Here is a 19,443-nt window from a genome sequence, read left to right as displayed (position 1 = left end):
AGGTAAGGCTGGGGAAATTGTTTCCCAAAGGAGGACGGGGCATGTCCGAACTCAACGCCAATACACGCTTTGCACTTACGAACGCCGGTCATGTGGTCAATCAGCTTCTCGATCATTTTGTCGAGCACGCTGACGTGCATCGGCAGGGCAGCACGGCCAAGCTGGTATTGAGCTTCGGCCAGGCCGATGTGCAATGGGATGATGGAACGGTCAGCGTCGACGTTACGAGCGAGGACGAAACCGGTCTTGCCTATATGAAATATTCCATCGCCGAGCATGTGCTGGAATTTCTCGACAAAGGCAGCGCCAAGCCGAAAATTATTTGGGAAGGTGATGGGGCTGCTGGGTTGCCGCTGCCCTACTTCCGAGAGATGCAAGTCGTTGCCGTGTCGAATGTAACGCCGCATATGCGTCGTATTCGTCTCAAAGGGGAAAACCTGTTCCGCTTTTCCCAGTTGGGCCTCCACATTCGTCTGCTTTTTCCACCGGAAGGTCTTGCCAAGCCGCAATGGCCCACAACCGGTGAAGATGGCCGTCCCGTCTGGCCGGATGGCGAAGCCAAGCTTGCGACACGGGTCTATACGATCCGCAATATAGATCCCGCAGCCGGATGGGTGGATATTGATATGGTCGTTCACGGTGATGATTGCGACGCTCCGGGTTCCGGTTGGGCCATGAGCGCCAAGCCGGGCGATATTGTCGGCATGACGGGGCCGGGCGGTGGCGATGCGGGCGATGCGAAGTGGTACTTGCTTGCCGGTGATGAAACCGCGTTGCCTGCTATCGGGCGTATTCTGGAAAGATTGCCGGAAGGCACCAAGGCGGTCGTTCGCGTCGAGATAGGCAGTGCTTCTGAAAAGCAGGAACTTGCCTCGCGAGCCGATGTCGATCTGCAATGGCTGAGCCGAGACGGTGCGGAAGCCGGAACGACAACATTGTTGCAGGATGCGGTGCGCGCGGTTGAACTACCCGAAGATGAGGGTGACATTTACGTCTGGGTCGGTTGTGAGTTCAACGCATTCCGGTCGATCCGCACCTATATGCGCAAGGAACGCAATATTCCGAAGGATCGCCAGTTGATTGTCGCCTATTGGCGGCGCGGGCAGGATGGTGATACACCGCGCAAGGCGTCCGAAGATTGATGCAATGAAAAGGGGACCGGAAGGTCCCCTTGTTTTTCCAATATTTCCCAAACTCGGTTTGCAGTTCTGGAAGAAGGCTTCTGCTTTACCTGCGGAAGCCTTCACTCGCCCGCATCAGGTTCTTCGTATAGTCGGCGTGGATGTTGCCGCTGACAAGATCGTCCGCCTGTAATTGCTCTACGACCTCCCCATTGCGCATGACGGCAAGCCGGTCGCACATATGGGTCACAACGCCAAGATCGTGGCTGACCATGACGAAGGTCAGGTTGCGGTCGCGCCGAACCTGTTCGAGCAGATTCAATACTTCTGCCTGAACCGACGCATCGAGCGCCGAGGTCGGCTCATCGAGCAGCAATATGCTGGGCTCAACAATCAGGGCGCGGGCAATGGCAATGCGCTGGCGCTGGCCACCCGAAAGCTGGTGCGGGTAGCGAAAGCGGAAGCCTGAACCCAAACCGACTTCGTCCAGCGCCTTAACGATACGCTGTTCCGTGTCACCGACGCCGTGGATGGCAAGCGGTTCCAGCAACAGCCGATCCACCGTCTGGCGGGGATGCAGTGAGCCGTATGGGTCCTGAAACACCATCTGGACATTGCGGTAGAATGCTTTGTCACGCGGTGTTTTCAGCAATTGCCCGTCTATGCGGATTTCGCCGTCTTCGACGGGCGCCAGTCCCGCGACAGCGCGCAGGAGCGTGGACTTGCCCGAACCGGACTCACCTACGAGGCCGTAGGATTCACCGCGGGCCACTTCGATGCTGACCGATTTCAGCGCATGGAAATGATCGAAATAGACGTCGATATTATCGACGCTCAGTGCAGATGCCGTGCTCATGGTTTCCCTGGTCATAGCTTCCATGCCTCTTCGCGCTGCAAGGTTGGCAGGGGATGGCGATCGGCTCCGATTTTCGGCATGCAGTTCAGCAATCCTTGCGTATAGGGATGTTTGGCATTGGCGAGGTCCTTCGCTGCGATTTCCTCCACGATTTTGCCCGCATACATCACGATGACGCGGTCGCAGAAAGAGGAAACAAGTCGCAGGTCGTGGCTGACGAAGATCAGCCCCATGCCGCGTTCGGCGACCAACTTGTCCAGGATGCCGAGCACTTCAAGCTGAACCGTCACATCGAGGGCCGAAGTGGGCTCGTCGGCGATCAGCATTTCCGGTTCGGCGACCAGCATCATCGCGATCATGACGCGCTGGCCCATGCCGCCCGAAACTTCGTGCGGATAGAGACTCATGACGCGCTCAGGATCACGAATCTGGACGGCTTCAAGCATGGCGATGGAACGCTTGCGGATTTCGTCGCCGCTGAACTTTCCATGGGCTTTCAGCGTCTCGGCGATCTGCTTGCCGATGGTCATGACAGGGTTGAGCGAATATTTCGGATCCTGCAACACCATGGCTATACGGCCGCCGCGCAAGGCGCGACGTTCACGAGCCGACACTTTGAGGAGATCAATGCCGTCGAACTCAAGTTTCCTGGCAGTGATCTGCGCATGTGGCGGCGTGAGCCCCATGATGGCGCGACCGGTCTGGGATTTGCCAGAACCGGACTCGCCAACAATACCCAGACGCTCGCGCCCGAGTTGGAAGCTGACACCGCGCACGGCCTCAATAGCGCCTGTGCGCGTCGGAAAGGTGACACGCAGGTCTTCGACAGTCAGAAGAGGCTTCATTGGTTGTTACCCCGCGGATCGAGCGCATCGCGCAGGCCATCGCCCAGAAGATTGAAGCCAAGACTGACGATCAGGATCGCAATACCGGGCATCGCGGCAACCCACCACTGGTCGAGAATGAAACGGCGACCGGAAGCGATCATGGCGCCCCATTCAGGCAATGGCGGCTGTGCGCCGAGGCCGAGAAAGCCGAGACCGGCGGCGGTGAGGATGATACCCGCCATGTCGAGCGTCACGCGGACGATCAGCGACGATGTGCAGAGCGGCATGATGTGACGCAGGACGATACGGATCGGCGAAGCTCCCATCAGGCGAACAGCGGAGATATAATCCGAGTTGCGCACGGTCAACGTTTCTGCACGGGCAATACGCGCATAAGGCGGCCATGAGGTGATCGCGATGGCGATGATGGCATTTTCGATGCCTGGTCCGAGAGCAGCAACGAAAGCCAGGGCCAGAATGAGCTTCGGGAAGGCAAGGAAAATGTCGGTGATGCGCATCAGCACGGCATCGATCCAGCCCCCAGCATAACCGGAGACTGTTCCGACCAAAAGGCCGATAGGGGCGGCGATGATAGCAACCAGAAGCACCACATAGAGGGTGAGACGGGATCCATAGATCAGACGCGAGAGAATATCGCGGCCCTGGTCGTCCGTGCCGAGCAGATAGCCGGGCGTTCCCGGCGGCAGAAGACGTGCATTGGCGAGATCGCCAACAACCGGCGAATGCGGCGCAAGCACATCTGCCAGTGCGGCAACGACGAGCAGTCCGATGATGATCAGAAGGCCCAGAACAGCCAGCTTGTTGGCGGTGAAACGCCGCCAGACCATATAGGCACGACCGAGACGGGCTTGAGCGCGCGACTGTGGCCGCTCGGTAAGCAGCCATTCGCGCCATGAGAGGTTGGAAGTATCTGTCATTTGGCTCATCGTACGCGCGTCCTTGGATCGAGAAGCCGATAGAGAAGATCGGACACGAGGTTGAGCGCGATAAAGACCGACCCAATGACAATAGTGCCACCGAGAACGGCATTCATATCAGCGTTTTGGAGTGAATTGGTGATGTAGAGTCCAAGGCCTGGCCAGGAGAAGATGGTTTCGGTCAGAACCGAACCTTCCAGAAGCCCGGCATAGGAAAGCGCGATCACGGTCACGAGCGGGACGGCGGCATTGCGCAACGCATGCCCCCAGATGATGCGAGTTTCCGAAATGCCCTTGGCGCGAGCAGCAACGATGTATTCCTGTTCCAGCTCATTGAGCATGAAGGATCGCGTCATGCGGCTGATGTAAGCCAAGGAGAAGTAGCCCAGCAGCGCCGATGGGAGGATAAGGTGGGAGATAATATCCCTGAGGGCGGGCCAATCGCGCTGGAGAATTGCGTCGATCAGGTAGAACCCGGTAATCGGCGTGAAAGTGTATTCAAATGTGATGTCGATACGTCCGGGACCCGAGGTCCAGCCAAGCCGCGCATAGAAAATCAGAAGCGCAAGCATGCCGAGCCAGAAGATCGGAACGGAATAGCCGACGAGGCCGATCACCCGCACAATCTGGTCGACAATGCTGCCACGCTTTACGGCGGCGAGGACGCCGAGCGGGATTCCGAAGAGGGCGCCGATTATCGTTCCGACCGTAGCAAGCTCCATTGTTGCGGGGAAAACACGGCGAATATCGGTCATGACTGGATTGGTCGTGAGCACCGAAGTGCCGAAATCGCCTTGTAGTACGCCTTTAACGTAGAGATAGAACTGCTGGTAATAGGGTAGGTTGAAACCCATTTCTTCCCGTACGCGCGCCACGACATGCGCGGGAGCGCGGTCACCAACGATGGCGAGTACAGGGTCGATGGGCACCACACGGCCGATAAAGAACGTGACGGCCAGAAGGCCCAGATAGGTCGTGATGACGATAACCAGAAAGCTGGCCAGCGACGCGGCAAGGACCGTTGAGCGTCGCGGCGCTCGCCTTACCTTTTTGGTGGTTACAGTGTTACTCAATGTTTTGACCGCTTCCGACAATGAGAGCATTTCAGAACAGGTCCTGGTCTGACGTCTCAGTCATCTTTGCTTGAAAAGCTCTAGAACGGTTTCTGCGAGCCGTTCCATTTTCTGTTGGGATGCATTTCTGGATGCGAAACCGCTTCGCTCGAAACGCTCTGGAGCGGCTTTCCTTTTGATTCAGAAAACCGCTCCATCTGCTTGTTTTTAGGTCGATTCAGCGCATGAAAAGCTTTCAGGCGCCGGGCGTGATCGACTATTCCTTGCTGATGGGAGCGAGGAAATTGGAATCGAATGTCGGACCGAGCTTGTAGCCCTTCACGTTGCCGCCAATGCCCGCAACTTCAACCTGCTGGAACAGCATGACGAACGGGCTCTGGTCGAGAGCTTCCTGCTGAAGCTTTTTGTACTCTTCGGCACGCTTGTCGTTGTCGCGTTCCAGAAGAGCTGCCTGCGTCTGCTTGGTCAGCTCAGGAATGTCCCAGGCGTTGCGCCATGCAAGCGTTTTGGATGACGCGTCGTCGCTGTTGTCCGGGTTGCTGGTGAAAGCTTCGGCATTGGAATTGGGATCCCAATAATCCATGCCCCACTGGCCGATATACATATCGTGATTACGGGCACGATACTTGGTCAATGTCTGCTTGCCATCGCCGGGGATGATTTCGATCTTCACGCCAGCTTGTGCAGCGCTCTGCTGGAAGGATTCAGCAATACCGGTCACGGGCTGCGTGTTGCGCACGTCGAACGTCACTGAAAGTCCATCCTTCAGGCCTGCCTTGGCGAGCAGCTCTTTCGCCTTGGCGATGTCGAACTTGTAAGGCGCAGCGTCCAGAGCGCCAAGTACCCCCTTCGCCTGATAGGTCTGGCGGACTTCACCGATACCCTTGATGAGAGTCGAACCGATTGCATCGTAGTCAACCAGATATTTGAACGCTTCGCGAACCTCTGGCTTGGCCAGATTCGGGTTCTTCTGGTTAAGGCTGATGTAATAGACCGTGCCCTTGGCGGCGCTGACGGTGGTCAGCTTGTCATTCTTCTGGACGGCTTCGTAGTCGCCCGGCTCCAGATTGCGTGCCACATCGACATCGCCGGATTCAAGCATCAGGCGCTGTGTCGCGCTTTCCTTGACGTGACGATAGAAGACGCGCTTGAGCTTGGCCTTTTCGCCATAGTAATTGTCATTACGTTCCAGAATGACAACTTCATTGGCGCGCCACTCGCGGATCGAGAACGGACCCGAGCCTGCCGACTTGGTCTTCAGCCATGCGTTGGCATAGTCGGTGTCGTACTTGTAGTCGTCGGTGGGCGTAACCTTCTCGGCATGTTCTTCGAGAAGCTTCTTGTCAACAACTGCGGCGACGGTCGCGGTCAGGCAGTTCAGCACGAAGCTTGGTGCATATGGCTTGTCAACGGTGAATACGAAAGTGTTGTCGTCTACTGCTTTCGCCTTTTCGGTCACATTGTCCTTGGTCAGGCCAAACTGCGTCAGAATGAAGGCCGGGCTCTTGTCGAGGCGTACTGCACGCTCGAAGGAGTAGGCGACATCGGCTGCGGTGATCGGATTGCCGGAAGCGAACTTGATGTCCTTCTTCAGCTTGAACGTATAGGTGAGGCCGTCGTCGGAAATGGTCCAGCTCTCAGCCACGCCCGGCACCACTTTCGATGTGTCGTTGATGTCCAGGCGAACGAGCATGTCATATGCGTTACCGATAAACTCGGCCGGGCTTAGTTCAAATGATTCCGCCGGGTCGAGAGTGATCGTGTCGTCGATGGCCCATGCCTGGACCAAGGTGTCGGCAGGCGTGGCCGACCATGCCGGATTTGCGGCCAGAACGGCAGCAAGTGCTGCACCGGCAGCCAGAATACGAAAACGTCCGAAGTGCATCATGTTAAGAGTTCCCTTCCTGTGATTTTGTTTGGTTCGATCAGGTTGGTTAGTGCCAAGCCTGTTTCAGAACACGACCCCAATTGTCTCGGCAAAGTTTTGCTAGCTCGTCTTCACCATAGCCTGCTTTACGCAGTGCATCGACAAGGTTTTGCGTGCCTGCTGCATCGCCGATTCCGGCTGGAATGGTTGCCCCGTCATAGTCCGAGCCAAGCGCAACGCAGTCGATGCCCATACGTTCAACCATGTAATCCACATGGCGAACCACATCGGAAAGCGGCGTATTGGCGTCTTCCTTGCCATCGGCGCGCAGCATCGTCGTGGCATAATTCAGCCCGGCAAGGCCCTTGCTATCGCGGATGGCATCAAGCTGACGGTCGGTCAGGTTGCGGGCGACAGGGGTGAGAGCGTGCGCGTTGGAATGGCTGGCGACAAGGGGTTGATCGCTGAGTTTGGCCACATCCCAGAACCCTTTTTCCGTGATGTGTGCCAGGTCGATCAGGATGCCCTTGGCGTTGCACGCTTTGACCAGACGCTTGCCCGCATCGGTCAGGCCGGGGCCAGTATCGGGGCTCATCGGATAAGCGAACGGGACGCCATGGGCGAAAACGTTGTTTCGGCTCCAGACCGGGCCGAGCGAACGCAAGCCGGCAGCATAAAAGACTTCAAGTGCAGCCAGATCTGCATCGATGGCTTCGCAGCCTTCCATATGCAGCACGGCGGCGAATGTGTCGCTGTTCAATGTTTCGTCGAGTTCGCGACCGTTGCGGCAAAGCTTCCAGCCGCCAACGGCTTCCAGCTTTAGCGCGATGGCTGCGATTTCGAGAGCGATATCAAGGGAAGGACTGCGTTCCAGCGGTGATGAAAGCGGCGTTTCGTAATGTCCGTTGGCATCGGGCTTGCCCAGTTCGATATGCTCGCCTGAAGGTATGTATATGGCGCATATGCCACCGGCGAGACCGCCTTTGCGCGAACGCGGCAGGTCGATATGGCCAATATCCGTGCCGTCGATAAATTCCTTGATCGGGTCCTGACCCTTTCGGGCATTTTCCCAAAGCCGCAGAAGGACATCGTTATGTCCGTCGAAAACGCGCTGCATTCTTTCATTCCTGACTGCATGGTCTACGAGAGCAGAGCCACATATCCAAGTGTTCAGGTGCAAGGAGACAATACGGCAAGGTGAGATAACCTCCCGATATGATGGTTGAGCTTTTCGCTCTTCATTGTTCCCCGCACTTCCACTACCGGTTTATAATCGGTTAGTGCGTGTCGGAGTCAAGCCACCGAATGACGGAGTCGGACGGCGAAATGAAGATAAATTGATGCAGAACGAAAGGGCTGCGCTATGAAACGCAGCCCTTGTGCAAATACAGAATTACTTGATGCGAAAACAGAATGAAGTTTCGCGTCAGATCGAATGGCCTAGAACTTGTAGTTTAAACCGGCCTTGATCGAATGGTTTTTCAGATTGTTGGTTTGTTCAACGCCGTTGACGCGGGACTTCACATCGTTGAAGCGCTGGAAGTCATATTCGGCCTTGACGGAAAGCGGGCCGGACAGTGCCTGTTCAACACCAGCGCCGATCAGCGCGCCACCTTCCCAACCCGGAGCCGAAGTGGTGTTGTCCTTAGCCTTGAATCGGGTCACGCCATAGCCAGCGGTGCCGTAAACAAGCGTCTTGTCGAAAGCATAGCCGACCTTGCCTTTGGCGTTGCCGTTCCACGATTGCTGAAGGCTGCCGCCATTCCCGATACGGTGTTCAGCTTCGGCGAAGTTTCCTTCGAGTTCTGCACCGAACACGACATTGCCGCTTTGCATGTTCTTGCCAACGACAACGCCGCCCAGAGCGCCGGTGCGGTTGGTGAAGGGGCCTGGGACTTTCGATGAAGAAGCGCCGATCTGTGCGCCGATATAATTGCCGGACCAGTCATGCGGGCCGCTGGCAACTGGTTCGTTGTAGGAATAATCCGTTGCTCCCATCATGTCGGCTGCGAAAGCCGCACCTGCAAAGGCAACGATTGCGGCGCCAAGCGCCATTGCGGTGATAGAACGCTGCAACATTTTGTACTCCGATTTTCCCGTCTAGAAGCGCTGGCGGGAAACATGCCTGAAATTCTTTGGTAGCCGTTGGAAGGCGCAGCCCTCGAACGACTTTCGTCTCACTTCTGATTGTGTTCAAATTTAAGAAAATTCGAGTGAATTCCAGGCATTGCGCAACCATTCTTCACGCTATGCTTAACAATCGGTAACTGGCCGGCGCTGATACTATTGCTAGATCAATCCCAGTCCACGAAAACTGGCATGGCCATGCTTTCCGACAATCACATGATCATGCACTGTGATGTTGAGCGCTTTGGCAGCATTGACGAGCTGTTTGGTCATGTCGATGTCGGCGCGTGAAGGTGTCGGATCGCCGGAAGGATGATTGTGGACCAGAATAATGGCTGTGGCGGAGAGCTCCAGCGCCCGTTTGACGACCTCGCGCGGATAGACGGGTGTGTGATCCACTGTGCCCGTCTGCTGCACTTCATCGGCAATCAGCTTGTTCTTTTTGTCGAGGAACAGAATACGGAACTGTTCGCGGGTCTCGTAAGCCATGGCCGCGGTGCAATATTCAATCACCTTGTTCCATGAGCCGAGCACTTCGCGCTTCATGACCGTGCTTCTCGCGCTTCGCTTGGCGACGGCTTCAACAAGCTTGAGTTCGTGTGCGACGGTGGGACCTGCACCGGGAACTTCGGCAATCAGCTTTTCAGGGGCGGCCAGTACTTCGGCAATCGAGCCGAACCGCGTCAGCAGAGCCTTGGCGAGCGGCTTGGTATCGGCGCGGCGGATGGCGCGAAACAGCAGCATTTCGAGCAGCTCATAATCTGCCAGCGCATCGGGAGTGTCCCTGAAACGCTGTTTGAGGCGATCACGATGTCCGGCATAATGCGGCTTGTCGATCTTCGGCGTCAGTTGCAGTGTGTCGCTAAAGCCGGGCAGCTCGATGCTACCGGGCTTGTTCTTGTGCTTTGCCATCCTGTTTAAACCCCCGCAAAAACAGACCAGACAATTATCGTGGCGATATCTCTTCGCCGTTATCTCATGGAAGGCGGGCCGAAGACATTGGCCGGAGACAGCGTGAATATCTCGCAGCCGTCTTTCGTGACGCCCACCGTATGCTCATATTGTGCCGTAAGCGAACGGTCTCTGGTAACCGCTGTCCAACCGTCGGCGAGAACCTTTACATGCGGCTTGCCGAGATTGATCATGGGCTCGATCGTGAAGATCATGCCTTCCTTGATTTCGACGCCTTCATTCGGTGTGCCGTAATGGAGAATATTTGGTGCATCATGGAACAATCGTCCAACACCATGACCACAGAAATCGCGTACGACGGAGCAGCGCTCGCCTTCGGCATAGGTCTGGATCGCAGCGCCGATTGCGCCGGTCTTCGCGCCCGGTTTGACGGCTGCGATACCGCGCAGCAGGCTTTCATAGGTAACTTCAAGCAGCCGCTCAGCAGCGCGCTTGATTTCGCCTACGGCATACATGCGGCTTGAATCGCCGTGCCAGCCGTCGAGTAGATAAGTCACGTCAATATTGACGATATCACCCTCGCGCAGTGGCTTTTCGTTCGGAATGCCATGGCAGACGACGTGATTGATCGACGTGCAGGTGGATTTCGTGTAGCCGCGATAGTTGAGTGTGGCCGGAAACGCGCCGTGATCCATGCCAAACTCGAACACAAAACGGTCGATTTCATTGGTTGTTACACCCGGCTTGACGATTTCGTTGAGGGCATCGAGACAACGGGCCGTCAAATTGCAAACCGTGCGCATACCCTCGAAAGCCTCGGGACCATAAAGCCTGATCTGGCCCGTGTATTTCATGGGTGCACTTGTCGCTTCGATATAAGTTACCATCACTCGATCCGTCTCAATCTATTCAATTGGCACCAACTCAGCGGCGTCAATGCTGTTATCCGTTATGTGGCACCGAACTGCCCACGCCTCAACCCCGTTTGCGCGCGCACGTTCAAAAGCGCGTGCGTAAGTGGGATCGAGATCACCGGAAATGCTGAATCTGCTGCAATCGTTTCGCTGGATAATAAACAGCATCACGCCCCGATGACCAGCGGCAACAACGTCGACCAGTTCATCGAGATGTTTTGCGCCTCGCGCCGTCACCGTATCAGGGAATTCCGCCAATCCGAGCGTACGGATAAAATGTACATTCTTGACCTCGACATAGGCCCGTTGACGTGGACCATCATCCAGCAAGAGGTCGATGCGTGAATTCCTGCCATACTTTTGTTCGCGCTTGAGGCTGGCATATCCCGCGAGCCCCGGAATGAGGCAGTTGAGGATCGCTTCCTCGGCGATCCGGTTCGGCAAGCCGGTGTTAACACCAACCAGCGTGTTGTCAGCCTCAACGATTTGCAGTGTATGAGCATGTTTTCGGTGAGGGGCACCTGAAACACTCAGCCAGACGCGAGAGCCCGGAGCGGTCAAACCGAGCATGGAGCCGGTGTTGGGCACAAAAGCTGTAATAAAACGCCCATCGTCAAGCGTGACGTCAGCGAGAAATCTCTTGTAGCGACGTTCCAGTCTGCCGGTAACCAAGGGTGTTTGAAAAATCATGTGCCGATTTAGGATGGTTCGGCGAGTGTACGAAAGGCTTTTCTGTCAGATTTGCGAAAATAGTCGGTGAATGTGGCCAGGCTGCTTAGAATAAGCTCTTGATGACGTCGGCCCAACTTAAATCCGCGCCGAGAACCATCGCGGCTGCAACGAAGCCGGCACCGAGAAAGGTGAGGGTGGTTCTTGTTTCGCTTGTCATGATTCTTCCCCATCGATATCTCTTGTTCGAAGTTGGGAAGAATTTCGCGGGGGAATTTGCCTGAATTGTGATGCGATAATGGCTATTCCGGGCAATTTTCTGACTTTTTACAGATGGGTAAATGCGCCCGCAGTTCTTATTGTTTCACCCAGTTAAAGACGAGCTCCTCGCGAAAAGCGAAGCGAACCACATGGCTCGCCACCACCTCTTCCAGGCGGGCGAGGTTTTCTTCCGCAGTTTGAACAGTGGCGGTCAGTTTTTCCGCATCGGCATCGAGAATCACGAGACGATCTTCGCCAAGATCAATGGTGCCATGTTCTGGCGTGAACTCGACTGTGAATTTGTGGGCCCAGTGTTTGCAGAGCTGCTGGAGGTAGCGGCTGGCATGAGCCGTGGGAACGATTGCTGTTGCTTTTGACATTATGCTGTTCTTCCGAAAAGGTTACAGCTTCGCGCGTAGCAACATCCTGGTAATTCAGCCAGTAATATTTGCGTTAATTCTAAAGGAAAGAAACCAGAAATGGTACGCCCAAGGGGAATCGAACCCCTGTCTGCGCCGTGAAAGGGCGCTGTCCTAACCGCTAGACGATGGGCGCCTGCTGGTGTGGGGCGCTTATAGTCAGGAAACTTCTGATATGCAAGCCCCTTTTTCACTTGTCTGTGAATAAGTTCTAACAGCACCAAAGAGCGCCTATTGGGTGCTAAAAGATTGAATTGTAAGGGAAAACAGAAACCTAGAAATGGTACGCCCAAGGGGAATCGAACCCCTGTCTGCGCCGTGAAAGGGCGCTGTCCTAACCGCTAGACGATGGGCGCCCGCCGGTGTGAGTGGGCTTATATTCAGGAAGGTTCTGACTCGCAAGCCCCAAAAAACACTTTTCTGAAAAAAATCGAATGTACTGAAAGAATGGGGAAAATTCGGCGGTGGTCAGTATTTCCTTGGAAACAAAGACAAAAGAAAAGCCGGATCACGTGACCCGGCTTTGGTATATTCTTTCTCAGCCTTTGCAGCGCCAGTTCCAGTCGCGCTCAGGCCCGATGTCGACGTGAACAGACTTCGTATGGCAATAGGTGCCCACACCGCCACGTCCTTGCATGGAGCGGGCGAAGCGGGCAACTTCCCACTTGGAAACGCCATCGATCTGAATATCTGCGGCCGCACAGATCATATGGAGCGATTTGCGAGCGCCGTTGACCTTGCGGTTGTAGGATGGGCTGCGATAGCCGGAGGTCACCATAACCGGGCGACGGAAATGCCGCTCCATAGTTTTCAGCATGGATACGAGCTGCGGCTTGAGGCAGGCAACATCTACGGTCTGTCTTTGGACTTTGAGGCCATTGGGTGCAAGGCGGGCGAGGCCCGGAGCCGATGCAAGCGTTACCTTTGCAAACTCATCGTCTTCGTTCGCGTCAATGTCGCTGTCGTCGTAAAGGCTGTTGCGATGCTTGATTTCGAAGCCGCCATTGGCGCGCACACCTGGCAGCGAGTAATTATATTCGTGCTTCGTAGAAGGTGAAACCGGCTTTGCGACTACAAGCTTCTTATTTTGGGTTTTGTCTGATCGCCCACCGGTCGATTCGTCGGAGAAAAGCCGAGCTATGCTGCCTTGTGAGGCTGTAGGGCGCTGCGGCGAGGCGTAAGCGCTCTTCGTTGAGCCGAACAATGAGGCAACCTGAACAGGCTTTTCAGCGTTGTCAGGTTTCGCGGCTGCGGTTTGCGATGGTTCTGCAACTTCGGCAGGCTTTTCTTCCTTTGCCGGTTCCTGCTGCTTTTCCATGCTTGCAGCTGGAGCAGTCGTTGCAGGCTGTTCCGCGACTTGCGCAGGTTCTGGATCGGTCGTTTTTTTGCTGCCGAAGATTCCAAAAAGCGATGAACTCTTTGGCTGTTGCGGGGCGAGGGCTGCGACTTGTGTTTCTTGCTGTTCAGCGGCTGTTGCGACTTCGGCCGGCTTTGCCTGCGCTTTATTATCTGTGTTTGTCGCCTCCGCCGCGGTTGCAGGCTTTGTTTCAACCGCCTTGGTTTCCGTCTTCTTTTCTTCTGTCGAAGAAGTCCCTGTTGCCTCTGCTGCAGCTGTCTGATCAGCGGCACTTTGCAAAGTGTCAGCAATCACAGAGCCATCGGAGGCGGAGGTCATCCGAAGCGGATTTCCGTCAAGACCTGTACCGGTTGAGGTGCAGGACGCCACAAACAACGCCAGCAAAGCCACGCTGCCTGAAAGAAACCTGCCGGTGATCCGGTGTGTAGAATGCGCAAATTTCAACAGTCTGCTCCAGCTCGATTTCCCTGACCAGTTTGGCGGCCCGAAATCCATCGAGCCTACCTGGTTTCGGGAGATCGGCTCTCCCGCGCGGGGCTGACATCATTCCTGATGATGATCATCCCCACAGCTCCCGACTGTTTGTGCCGGGAAATAAATTCAGAAATATCAGCGGTTTATGATGGCCGTTTCAGAGTTGCGACTGTCATTTCGCTGTATTGGCAAATCACCTGATTGGCAATTGGTTACCAATTTTTAAGATTTTTAATCGTCGAGCGCAACTATTGAAGCACATTTAGCGTTAAAAGACTTCATATTCAGCGTTGCTTATTCATAAATAACGTAATATTACTTCATGTAAATATTGGTTACATTCGCCAATCTTGTATGGCAGACGAGATAGTCTGCTAGCCGCGTCAATCCCTCAGACTATGGCGAATTTCCGATTTACATCACTCACTTGTTGACAGGATGCCTCGACTTGGTGCTATCCCTTGGCAATTGCTTTATCTTTGTCAGGCGCCGTGGCCAACGGCACCTTATGCGGCATTAACCGGGAACAGAAACATGACCAAGCGCACGCGGCAGATCGCCAATCTCTTGCTGGCAGCAACAGCGGCGGCGATGCTTACAGCATGCGCGGGTGGAAAAGAGTTTCAGGGCGCGCCACAGGAAGGTGCTTCCCGTACTGGTGTTTTTCCGACATTCGGCCACATGCCGAAGGCTGCGACCACGCAGATCACTGTAGAGGAAAAGCAGCAGCTTACGACCAGGCTTGATGCCGACCGCACTCGTCTGGCGGCATCCAGAGGCACCGGCGCTGGCTTCACGCCCGCCGAGGCTGCGAGCCTGCGCCAACAGGCGCATCAGGAAACGGACGCTACCCTGAAACAGATCGAAAGCGGGGAAGAATAAATCCTCTTCCATAAAGACGAGAACTGCATCCTTTGATGCGGCAACACGTCTCGACCCGATTCGAGAACAGGTGTATAGCTCCAATGCGGCGCATACGCGCCATTACGTTCAACCCTCCACTGGAACAGGATCATGTCGGAAGAATTCCATAAAGTCCGTCGTTTGCCGCCTTATGTCTTTGAACAGGTCAACCGTCTGAAGGCATCGGCGCGAGCGGCGGGCGCCGACATTATCGATCTTGGCATGGGCAATCCCGATCTCCCGACCCCGCAGAATATTGTCGACAAGCTGTGTGAGGCCGTGCAGGACCCACGCGCGCATCGTTATTCCGCATCCAAGGGCATTCCTGGGCTGCGCCGTGCACAGGCGCAATATTATGCGCGCCGCTTCGGTGTGAAGCTCAATCCCGATACGCAGGTCGTCGCGACGCTCGGTTCCAAGGAAGGTTTCGCCAATATGGCGCAAGCCATCACTGCGCCGGGCGATGTGGTTCTGTGCCCAGACCCGACCTATCCGATTCACTCATTTGGATTCATCATGTCGGGCGGCGTGATCCGTTCGGTTCAGGCAAAGCCGGACGAAAGCTTTATTCCGACGCTCGAGCGTGGCGTGAAGCACTCGATCCCGAAGCCGATTGCGCTGATCCTGAACTTCCCGTCAAACCCGACGGCCTATGTGGCTACGCTCGACTTCTACAAGGATGTCGTGGCATTTGCCCGCAAGCATGACATCGTCATCCTGTCGGACCTTGCCTATTCCGAGATCTATTTTGACGATAATCCGCCGCCATCTGTGCTGGAAGTGCCGGGTGCCATGGATGTGACGGTTGAGTTCACCTCCATGTCGAAGACATTCTCCATGCCAGGTTGGCGTATGGGCTTTGCGGTTGGTAACGAACGCCTGATTGCGGCTCTGACCCGCGTGAAGTCCTATCTCGACTATGGCGCGTTCACGCCGATTCAGGTTGCCGCAACCGCAGCCCTGAATGGTGATGGAAGCGACATTTCCTATGTGCGTAATGTCTACAAGCAGCGGCGCGACGTGCTGGTTGAGAGCTTTGGTCGTGCGGGTTGGGATGTTCCATCGCCAGCGGCGACCATGTTCGCGTGGGTGCCGATCCCGGAACGCTTCCGTCCGCTGGGTTCGCTCGAATTCTCCAAGCTTTTGGTGGAGCAGGCCGATGTGGCCGTTGCACCGGGCATCGGTTTTGGCGAACACGGCGATGATTATGTGCGTATCGCGCTGGTCGAGAACGAGCATCGCATCCGCCAGGCCGCGCGCAACATCAAGCGGTTCCTCTCCACGAAGGACGACAATCTGCAAAATGTGATTCCGCTCGAAGGTCGTCGCGGATAATATTTGCACCATTGCCACGGGCGGCACCATGCAAGCCCGTGGTTTCCCCACCCGATTAAGCCACTCCATACAGAAGGTCGATATAATGAGTGATGCATTACGGATCGGCGTTGCCGGCCTCGGCACCGTTGGTGCTTCGGTGTTGCGTATCCTGCGTGACAAGTCCGAAATGCTCACGCGCCAGTGCGGCAAGCCTGTAACGGTGACGGCGGTCAGCGCCCGTGACCGCACGCGGGATCGCGGCATCGATCTTTCCGGTATTGTCTGGTTCGATGACCCGGTCGAACTGGCCAAATCTGCCGATATCGACGTTTTTGTCGAACTGATCGGTGGCGAGGACGGTCCGGCCAAAGCATCTGTCGAAGCCGCTCTGCGCGCCGGTCGCCATGTCGTCACGGCCAACAAGGCCCTGCTTGCGCGCCATGGTGTTGCGCTTGCGAAGATTGCCGAGGACAAAGGCGTTCTCCTCAATTTCGAAGCGGCTGTTGCAGGCGGCATTCCGGTTATCAAGGCGATGCGTGAATCGCTGACCGGCAATACGGTTTCACGCGTCTATGGCATCATGAATGGCACCTGTAACTACATCCTGACCCGGATGTGGGAAGAGGGCATTTCGTTTGAAGCATGTCTCAAGGATGCCCAGCGCCTCGGCTATGCCGAAGCCGATCCGACTTTCGACATTGAAGGAAACGATACAGCGCACAAGCTGGCGCTTTTGACCAGCCTTGCTTTCGGGACGCAGATCGCTGCCGACGACATCTATCTTGAAGGCATCAGCAATATTTCTCTGGCCGATATTCGCGCCGCCGATGAACTGGGCTATCGCATCAAGCTTCTGGGCGTGGCGCAGAAAACCGATACGGGCATTGAGCAACGCGTGCATCCGACCATGGTGCCGACTTCATCGGTAATTGCGCAGGTCCATGGCGTGACGAATGCCGTGGCCATCGAAACAGATCTTTTGGGCGAGCTTCTGCTTTCCGGTCCCGGAGCAGGCGGCAATGCGACGGCATCCGCCGTGATCGGCGACGTGGCGGATATTGCCAAAAGCCGTCCGGGCTTCCAGCATGGTCCGGTGTTCGGTACGCCTGCCAAGGCTTTGCAGCCTTACAAGCGTGCAAAGATGCGCAAGCACGCTGGAGGTTACTTCATCCGCTTGACGGTACTTGACCGCATCGGTGCTTTTGCCGCCATCGCCAAGCGCATGGCTGAAAACGACATTTCGCTGGAATCGATTGTTCAGCGTCCACCGATGGGTGATACCGCCAAAGAAGGCATCAAGACGGTTATCCTTGTCACGCATGAGACGACTGAATCGGCCGTCAAGAAGGCCCTGGAAGCGATTCTCAAGGACGATCACCTGGTCGACAAGCCTCAGATGATACGTATCGAACGCGCTGGCTGACAACAGGAGCGCCTGCCGCTCTTGCGGGTTCGACCCGTCTTTGTTATGAAAGCCGGGTCGGGATTTGGCCCGGCTTTGTTCGTTTCAAGAGATAAACAGGAAAAGGAGGGCTGTACGATGTATGTGACGCGTCATGATCATCACCGTCAGTACGGCCCCGATTTTGCCCTGCATAAGTAATTTGTGCAGGGCGGAAAAAGACTAAAATCATGGTCTTGTTCTGCCTTTCCTGAAGGCGCGGTCGTTGAGCCGCTGCCGGACATTCGCCAGCACATATATCCGTGTCACGGTTTGGAAACCGGGGCATTCGTGCGTGGCAGAATTGGGCTGATTGCCATGTCTCTTATTTCTATTCAGAATCTTTCCCTGACACTTCATGAACCTTTGTTCGCCAATCTCGATCTCGTCATAGGCGAGGGCGAACGGCTGGGGGTCGTCGCTGCCAATGGGCGGGGTAAGACCAGCCTTCTCCGCCTGCTTGTCGGCGAGGGTGATCCAACGCTAGGCACGATCACGCGGTCGCGCGGGTTGAAGATCGGCTATGTCAGCCAGTATGTGCCCGAAAATCTGTTCAATCGCAGTTTTTATGAAGTTGTGCTGGACGGGCTCGACGAAGAAGCACGCGATTATGAAAGCTGGCGCGCCGATATCGTTCTGGATGATCTCAACGTCACGGAAGAACTGCGCCAACGCGCCATAGGACAGCTCAGCGGTGGCTGGCAGCGGATTGCGCTTCTGGCTCGGGCATGGGTTTCGGAGCCCGATGTCCTCCTTCTTGACGAACCGACCAACCATCTGGATCTTGAAAAAGTGCGGCTGCTGGAAGATTGGCTGAATGCGCTGCCGCGCTCGGTGGCGGTGGTTGTCAGCAGTCACGACCGCGCCTTTCTTGACGCGGTAACGAAACGAACCCTGTTTCTGCGAGCGGAAAAATCACCGGTTTTTGCTTTGCCATACAGTCAGGCGCGCGTTGCGCTCGATGAAATCGATGCGGCCGATGCCCGGCAGTTTGAAAAGGACATGAAAACAGTCCAGCAATTGCGCAGGCAGGCGGCGAAGCTTAACAATATTGGCGTCAATTCGGGCAGTGATCTGCTCGTGGTCAAAACCAAGCAGTTGAAGGCCCGGGCCGACAAGATCGAGGAAAGCGCCAAGGCTGCACATGCGGAGCGTTCTGCTGGCAGGATCATCTTAAACAGCCGGGGCAGTCATGCAAAGGCTCTCGTAGTTCTCGACCAGGCCGACATTGCCACCCCTGATGGAAGACTTCTTTTCAAGACAGGTCAGCTCTGGATCAATCCGGGTGATCGAATCGTCCTGCTGGGCGCCAATGGCATGGGCAAAACCCGATTGCTGACGCTGGTGCGTGAGGCCATCCTTGCACCGGACCAAGCGCAGGCCGGGATCAAGGCGACACCGTCCCTGGTGCTCGGCTATAGCGATCAGGCCTTGTCGGAGCTTCGTCCCGACTGGACACCATTCGAGACGATTGCCGAAAGGTTCGATATCGGCGACCAGCGGACAAGATCCTTGCTGGCCGGCGCGGGCATGACGCTTGAAATGCAGGCCAAGCCGCTGGAGCGCTTATCTGGCGGGCAGAAGGCGCGACTTGCCATGCTGGTTTTGCGGCTGACCAATCCGAACTTCTATATTCTGGATGAACCGACCAATCATCTCGATATCGAAGGTCAGGAAGCGCTGGAAGTGGAACTGCTTCGAAATGAGGCGGCGAGCCTTCTCGTCTCGCATGATCGTAGTTTTGTTCGCAATGTCGGCAACCGATTCTGGGTGATCGAAAGAAAAAGGCTGGTCGAAGTGGAAAGTCCAGAGTTTTTCTTTGATGGAATCGCAAGCTGATTGCCTGCAACGTCTTTTGGTTGTTTAAAAGTTTCTGCAACTTCTGGCCGGGTGTGGCGTTCACATCCGACCGGGACATGAAACGAAGCGTGTATAGCTTAAATCGATTAAGAGTTTGAGCGTACAAT

The 19,443-nt window shown here is 55.7% G+C and carries 17 protein-coding genes and 2 tRNA genes; 5 read left to right on the top strand and 14 right to left on the bottom strand.

Features of this window, described 5'->3' with window-relative positions; genetic code table 11:
* The first annotated feature begins 41 nt into the window (after window positions 1–41).
* Window positions 42–1,142, top strand: coding sequence for a siderophore-interacting protein (locus FJQ48_RS17130; RefSeq protein ID WP_139976118.1), 1,101 nt, complete (start codon window positions 42–44; stop codon window positions 1,140–1,142).
* 85 nt (window positions 1,143–1,227) lie between these two features.
* Here the strand turns inward: FJQ48_RS17130 and FJQ48_RS17125 are convergent, their stop codons facing one another.
* From FJQ48_RS17125 to FJQ48_RS17060, 14 genes are all read right to left on the bottom strand, one after another.
* Window positions 1,228–1,977, bottom strand: a complete 750-nt coding sequence (locus FJQ48_RS17125; protein WP_139976117.1) for an ABC transporter ATP-binding protein — start codon at window positions 1,975–1,977, stop codon at window positions 1,228–1,230.
* Window positions 1,978–1,988: 11 nt separating this feature from the next.
* Complete coding sequence (locus FJQ48_RS17120) at window positions 1,989–2,822, bottom strand: ABC transporter ATP-binding protein (RefSeq protein ID WP_139976116.1); 834 nt, start codon at window positions 2,820–2,822, stop codon at window positions 1,989–1,991.
* Window positions 2,819–3,751 carry an ABC transporter permease gene (locus FJQ48_RS17115; protein WP_139976115.1) on the bottom strand — a complete coding sequence of 311 codons (933 nt, stop codon included), beginning with the start codon at window positions 3,749–3,751 and terminating at the stop codon, window positions 2,819–2,821. Before FJQ48_RS17115 ends, FJQ48_RS17120 begins: the two co-directional genes overlap by 4 nt.
* Window positions 3,748–4,815, bottom strand: coding sequence for an ABC transporter permease (locus tag FJQ48_RS17110; RefSeq protein WP_139976114.1), 1,068 nt, complete (start codon window positions 4,813–4,815; stop codon window positions 3,748–3,750). Before FJQ48_RS17110 ends, FJQ48_RS17115 begins: the two co-directional genes overlap by 4 nt.
* A 256-nt stretch (window positions 4,816–5,071) precedes the next feature.
* Window positions 5,072–6,703, bottom strand: coding sequence for an ABC transporter substrate-binding protein (locus FJQ48_RS17105; RefSeq protein WP_139976113.1), 1,632 nt, complete (start codon window positions 6,701–6,703; stop codon window positions 5,072–5,074).
* A gap of 46 nt (window positions 6,704–6,749) precedes the next feature.
* On the bottom strand, window positions 6,750–7,799 hold the full coding sequence (locus tag FJQ48_RS17100; protein WP_139976112.1) for a dipeptidase: 1,050 nt from the start codon (window positions 7,797–7,799) through the stop codon (window positions 6,750–6,752).
* A 323-nt stretch (window positions 7,800–8,122) separates the two neighbouring features.
* Window positions 8,123–8,761, bottom strand: coding sequence for an outer membrane protein (locus tag FJQ48_RS17095; protein ID WP_139976111.1), 639 nt, complete (start codon window positions 8,759–8,761; stop codon window positions 8,123–8,125).
* Between the two features lie 210 nt (window positions 8,762–8,971).
* Complete coding sequence (gene radC, locus FJQ48_RS17090; protein WP_139976110.1) at window positions 8,972–9,721, bottom strand: DNA repair protein RadC; 750 nt, start codon at window positions 9,719–9,721, stop codon at window positions 8,972–8,974.
* 59 nt (window positions 9,722–9,780) lie between these two features.
* On the bottom strand, window positions 9,781–10,608 hold the full coding sequence (gene map, locus FJQ48_RS17085; RefSeq protein ID WP_139976109.1) for a type I methionyl aminopeptidase: 828 nt from the start codon (window positions 10,606–10,608) through the stop codon (window positions 9,781–9,783).
* Window positions 10,609–10,626: 18 nt separating this feature from the next.
* The gene (sfsA, locus tag FJQ48_RS17080) at window positions 10,627–11,325 is read right to left on the bottom strand and encodes a DNA/RNA nuclease SfsA (protein ID WP_139976108.1); all 699 of its coding nucleotides are present in this window, start codon (window positions 11,323–11,325) and stop codon (window positions 10,627–10,629) included.
* A 335-nt stretch (window positions 11,326–11,660) separates the two neighbouring features.
* Entirely contained in the window at window positions 11,661–11,945 is a 285-nt protein-coding gene (locus FJQ48_RS17075; RefSeq protein WP_139976107.1) for a DUF2218 domain-containing protein, read from the bottom strand.
* A 100-nt stretch (window positions 11,946–12,045) separates the two neighbouring features.
* A tRNA-Glu gene (locus FJQ48_RS17070) sits at window positions 12,046–12,120 on the bottom strand.
* Window positions 12,121–12,265: 145 nt separating this feature from the next.
* A tRNA-Glu gene (locus tag FJQ48_RS17065) sits at window positions 12,266–12,340 on the bottom strand.
* Window positions 12,341–12,522: 182 nt separating this feature from the next.
* The gene (locus FJQ48_RS17060; RefSeq protein ID WP_139976106.1) at window positions 12,523–13,785 is read right to left on the bottom strand and encodes a YcbK family protein; all 1,263 of its coding nucleotides are present in this window, start codon (window positions 13,783–13,785) and stop codon (window positions 12,523–12,525) included.
* A 564-nt stretch (window positions 13,786–14,349) separates the two neighbouring features.
* Here FJQ48_RS17060 and FJQ48_RS17050 point away from each other — a divergent pair.
* From FJQ48_RS17050 to FJQ48_RS17035, 4 genes are all read left to right on the top strand, one after another.
* A complete protein-coding gene (locus tag FJQ48_RS17050) occupies window positions 14,350–14,697 on the top strand; it encodes a hypothetical protein (protein ID WP_139976104.1) in 348 nt (115 codons plus the stop codon).
* Window positions 14,698–14,829: 132 nt separating this feature from the next.
* Window positions 14,830–16,053, top strand: coding sequence for an LL-diaminopimelate aminotransferase (locus FJQ48_RS17045; protein ID WP_139976103.1), 1,224 nt, complete (start codon window positions 14,830–14,832; stop codon window positions 16,051–16,053).
* A gap of 85 nt (window positions 16,054–16,138) precedes the next feature.
* Window positions 16,139–17,458 (top strand): homoserine dehydrogenase, encoded by a 1,320-nt coding sequence (locus FJQ48_RS17040; protein WP_139976102.1) that lies wholly within the window; start codon window positions 16,139–16,141, stop codon window positions 17,456–17,458.
* A gap of 336 nt (window positions 17,459–17,794) precedes the next feature.
* Window positions 17,795–19,315 carry an ABC-F family ATP-binding cassette domain-containing protein gene (locus FJQ48_RS17035; protein ID WP_139976336.1) on the top strand — a complete coding sequence of 507 codons (1,521 nt, stop codon included), beginning with the start codon at window positions 17,795–17,797 and terminating at the stop codon, window positions 19,313–19,315.
* Window positions 19,316–19,443: the final 128 nt, after the last annotated feature.

This window comes from Ochrobactrum sp. CGA5 (assembly GCF_006345815.1).
In the GTDB taxonomy this organism is placed as follows: domain Bacteria; phylum Pseudomonadota; class Alphaproteobacteria; order Rhizobiales; family Rhizobiaceae; genus Brucella.
This window is presented reverse-complemented; position numbering and strand designations above follow the sequence as displayed.

Bases quoted from the DNA above. Each gene is read 5' to 3' on its own strand.
- FJQ48_RS17130 (WP_139976118.1), top strand. From the start codon at position 42: ATGTCCGAACTCAACGCCAATACACGCTTTGCACTTACGAACGCCGGT.
- FJQ48_RS17125 (WP_139976117.1), bottom strand. From the start codon at position 1,977: ATGAGCACGGCATCTGCACTGAGCGTCGATAATATCGACGTCTATTTC.
- FJQ48_RS17120 (WP_139976116.1), bottom strand. From the start codon at position 2,822: ATGAAGCCTCTTCTGACTGTCGAAGACCTGCGTGTCACCTTTCCGACG.
- FJQ48_RS17115 (WP_139976115.1), bottom strand. From the start codon at position 3,751: ATGAGCCAAATGACAGATACTTCCAACCTCTCATGGCGCGAATGGCTG.
- FJQ48_RS17105 (WP_139976113.1), bottom strand. From the start codon at position 6,703: ATGATGCACTTCGGACGTTTTCGTATTCTGGCTGCCGGTGCAGCACTT.
- FJQ48_RS17100 (WP_139976112.1), bottom strand. From the start codon at position 7,799: ATGCAGCGCGTTTTCGACGGACATAACGATGTCCTTCTGCGGCTTTGG.
- FJQ48_RS17095 (WP_139976111.1), bottom strand. From the start codon at position 8,761: ATGTTGCAGCGTTCTATCACCGCAATGGCGCTTGGCGCCGCAATCGTT.
- radC (WP_139976110.1), bottom strand. From the start codon at position 9,721: ATGGCAAAGCACAAGAACAAGCCCGGTAGCATCGAGCTGCCCGGCTTT.
- map (WP_139976109.1), bottom strand. From the start codon at position 10,608: ATGGTAACTTATATCGAAGCGACAAGTGCACCCATGAAATACACGGGC.
- sfsA (WP_139976108.1), bottom strand. From the start codon at position 11,325: ATGATTTTTCAAACACCCTTGGTTACCGGCAGACTGGAACGTCGCTAC.
- FJQ48_RS17075 (WP_139976107.1), bottom strand. From the start codon at position 11,945: ATGTCAAAAGCAACAGCAATCGTTCCCACGGCTCATGCCAGCCGCTAC.
- FJQ48_RS17050 (WP_139976104.1), top strand. From the start codon at position 14,350: ATGACCAAGCGCACGCGGCAGATCGCCAATCTCTTGCTGGCAGCAACA.
- FJQ48_RS17045 (WP_139976103.1), top strand. From the start codon at position 14,830: ATGTCGGAAGAATTCCATAAAGTCCGTCGTTTGCCGCCTTATGTCTTT.
- FJQ48_RS17040 (WP_139976102.1), top strand. From the start codon at position 16,139: ATGAGTGATGCATTACGGATCGGCGTTGCCGGCCTCGGCACCGTTGGT.
- FJQ48_RS17035 (WP_139976336.1), top strand. From the start codon at position 17,795: ATGTCTCTTATTTCTATTCAGAATCTTTCCCTGACACTTCATGAACCT.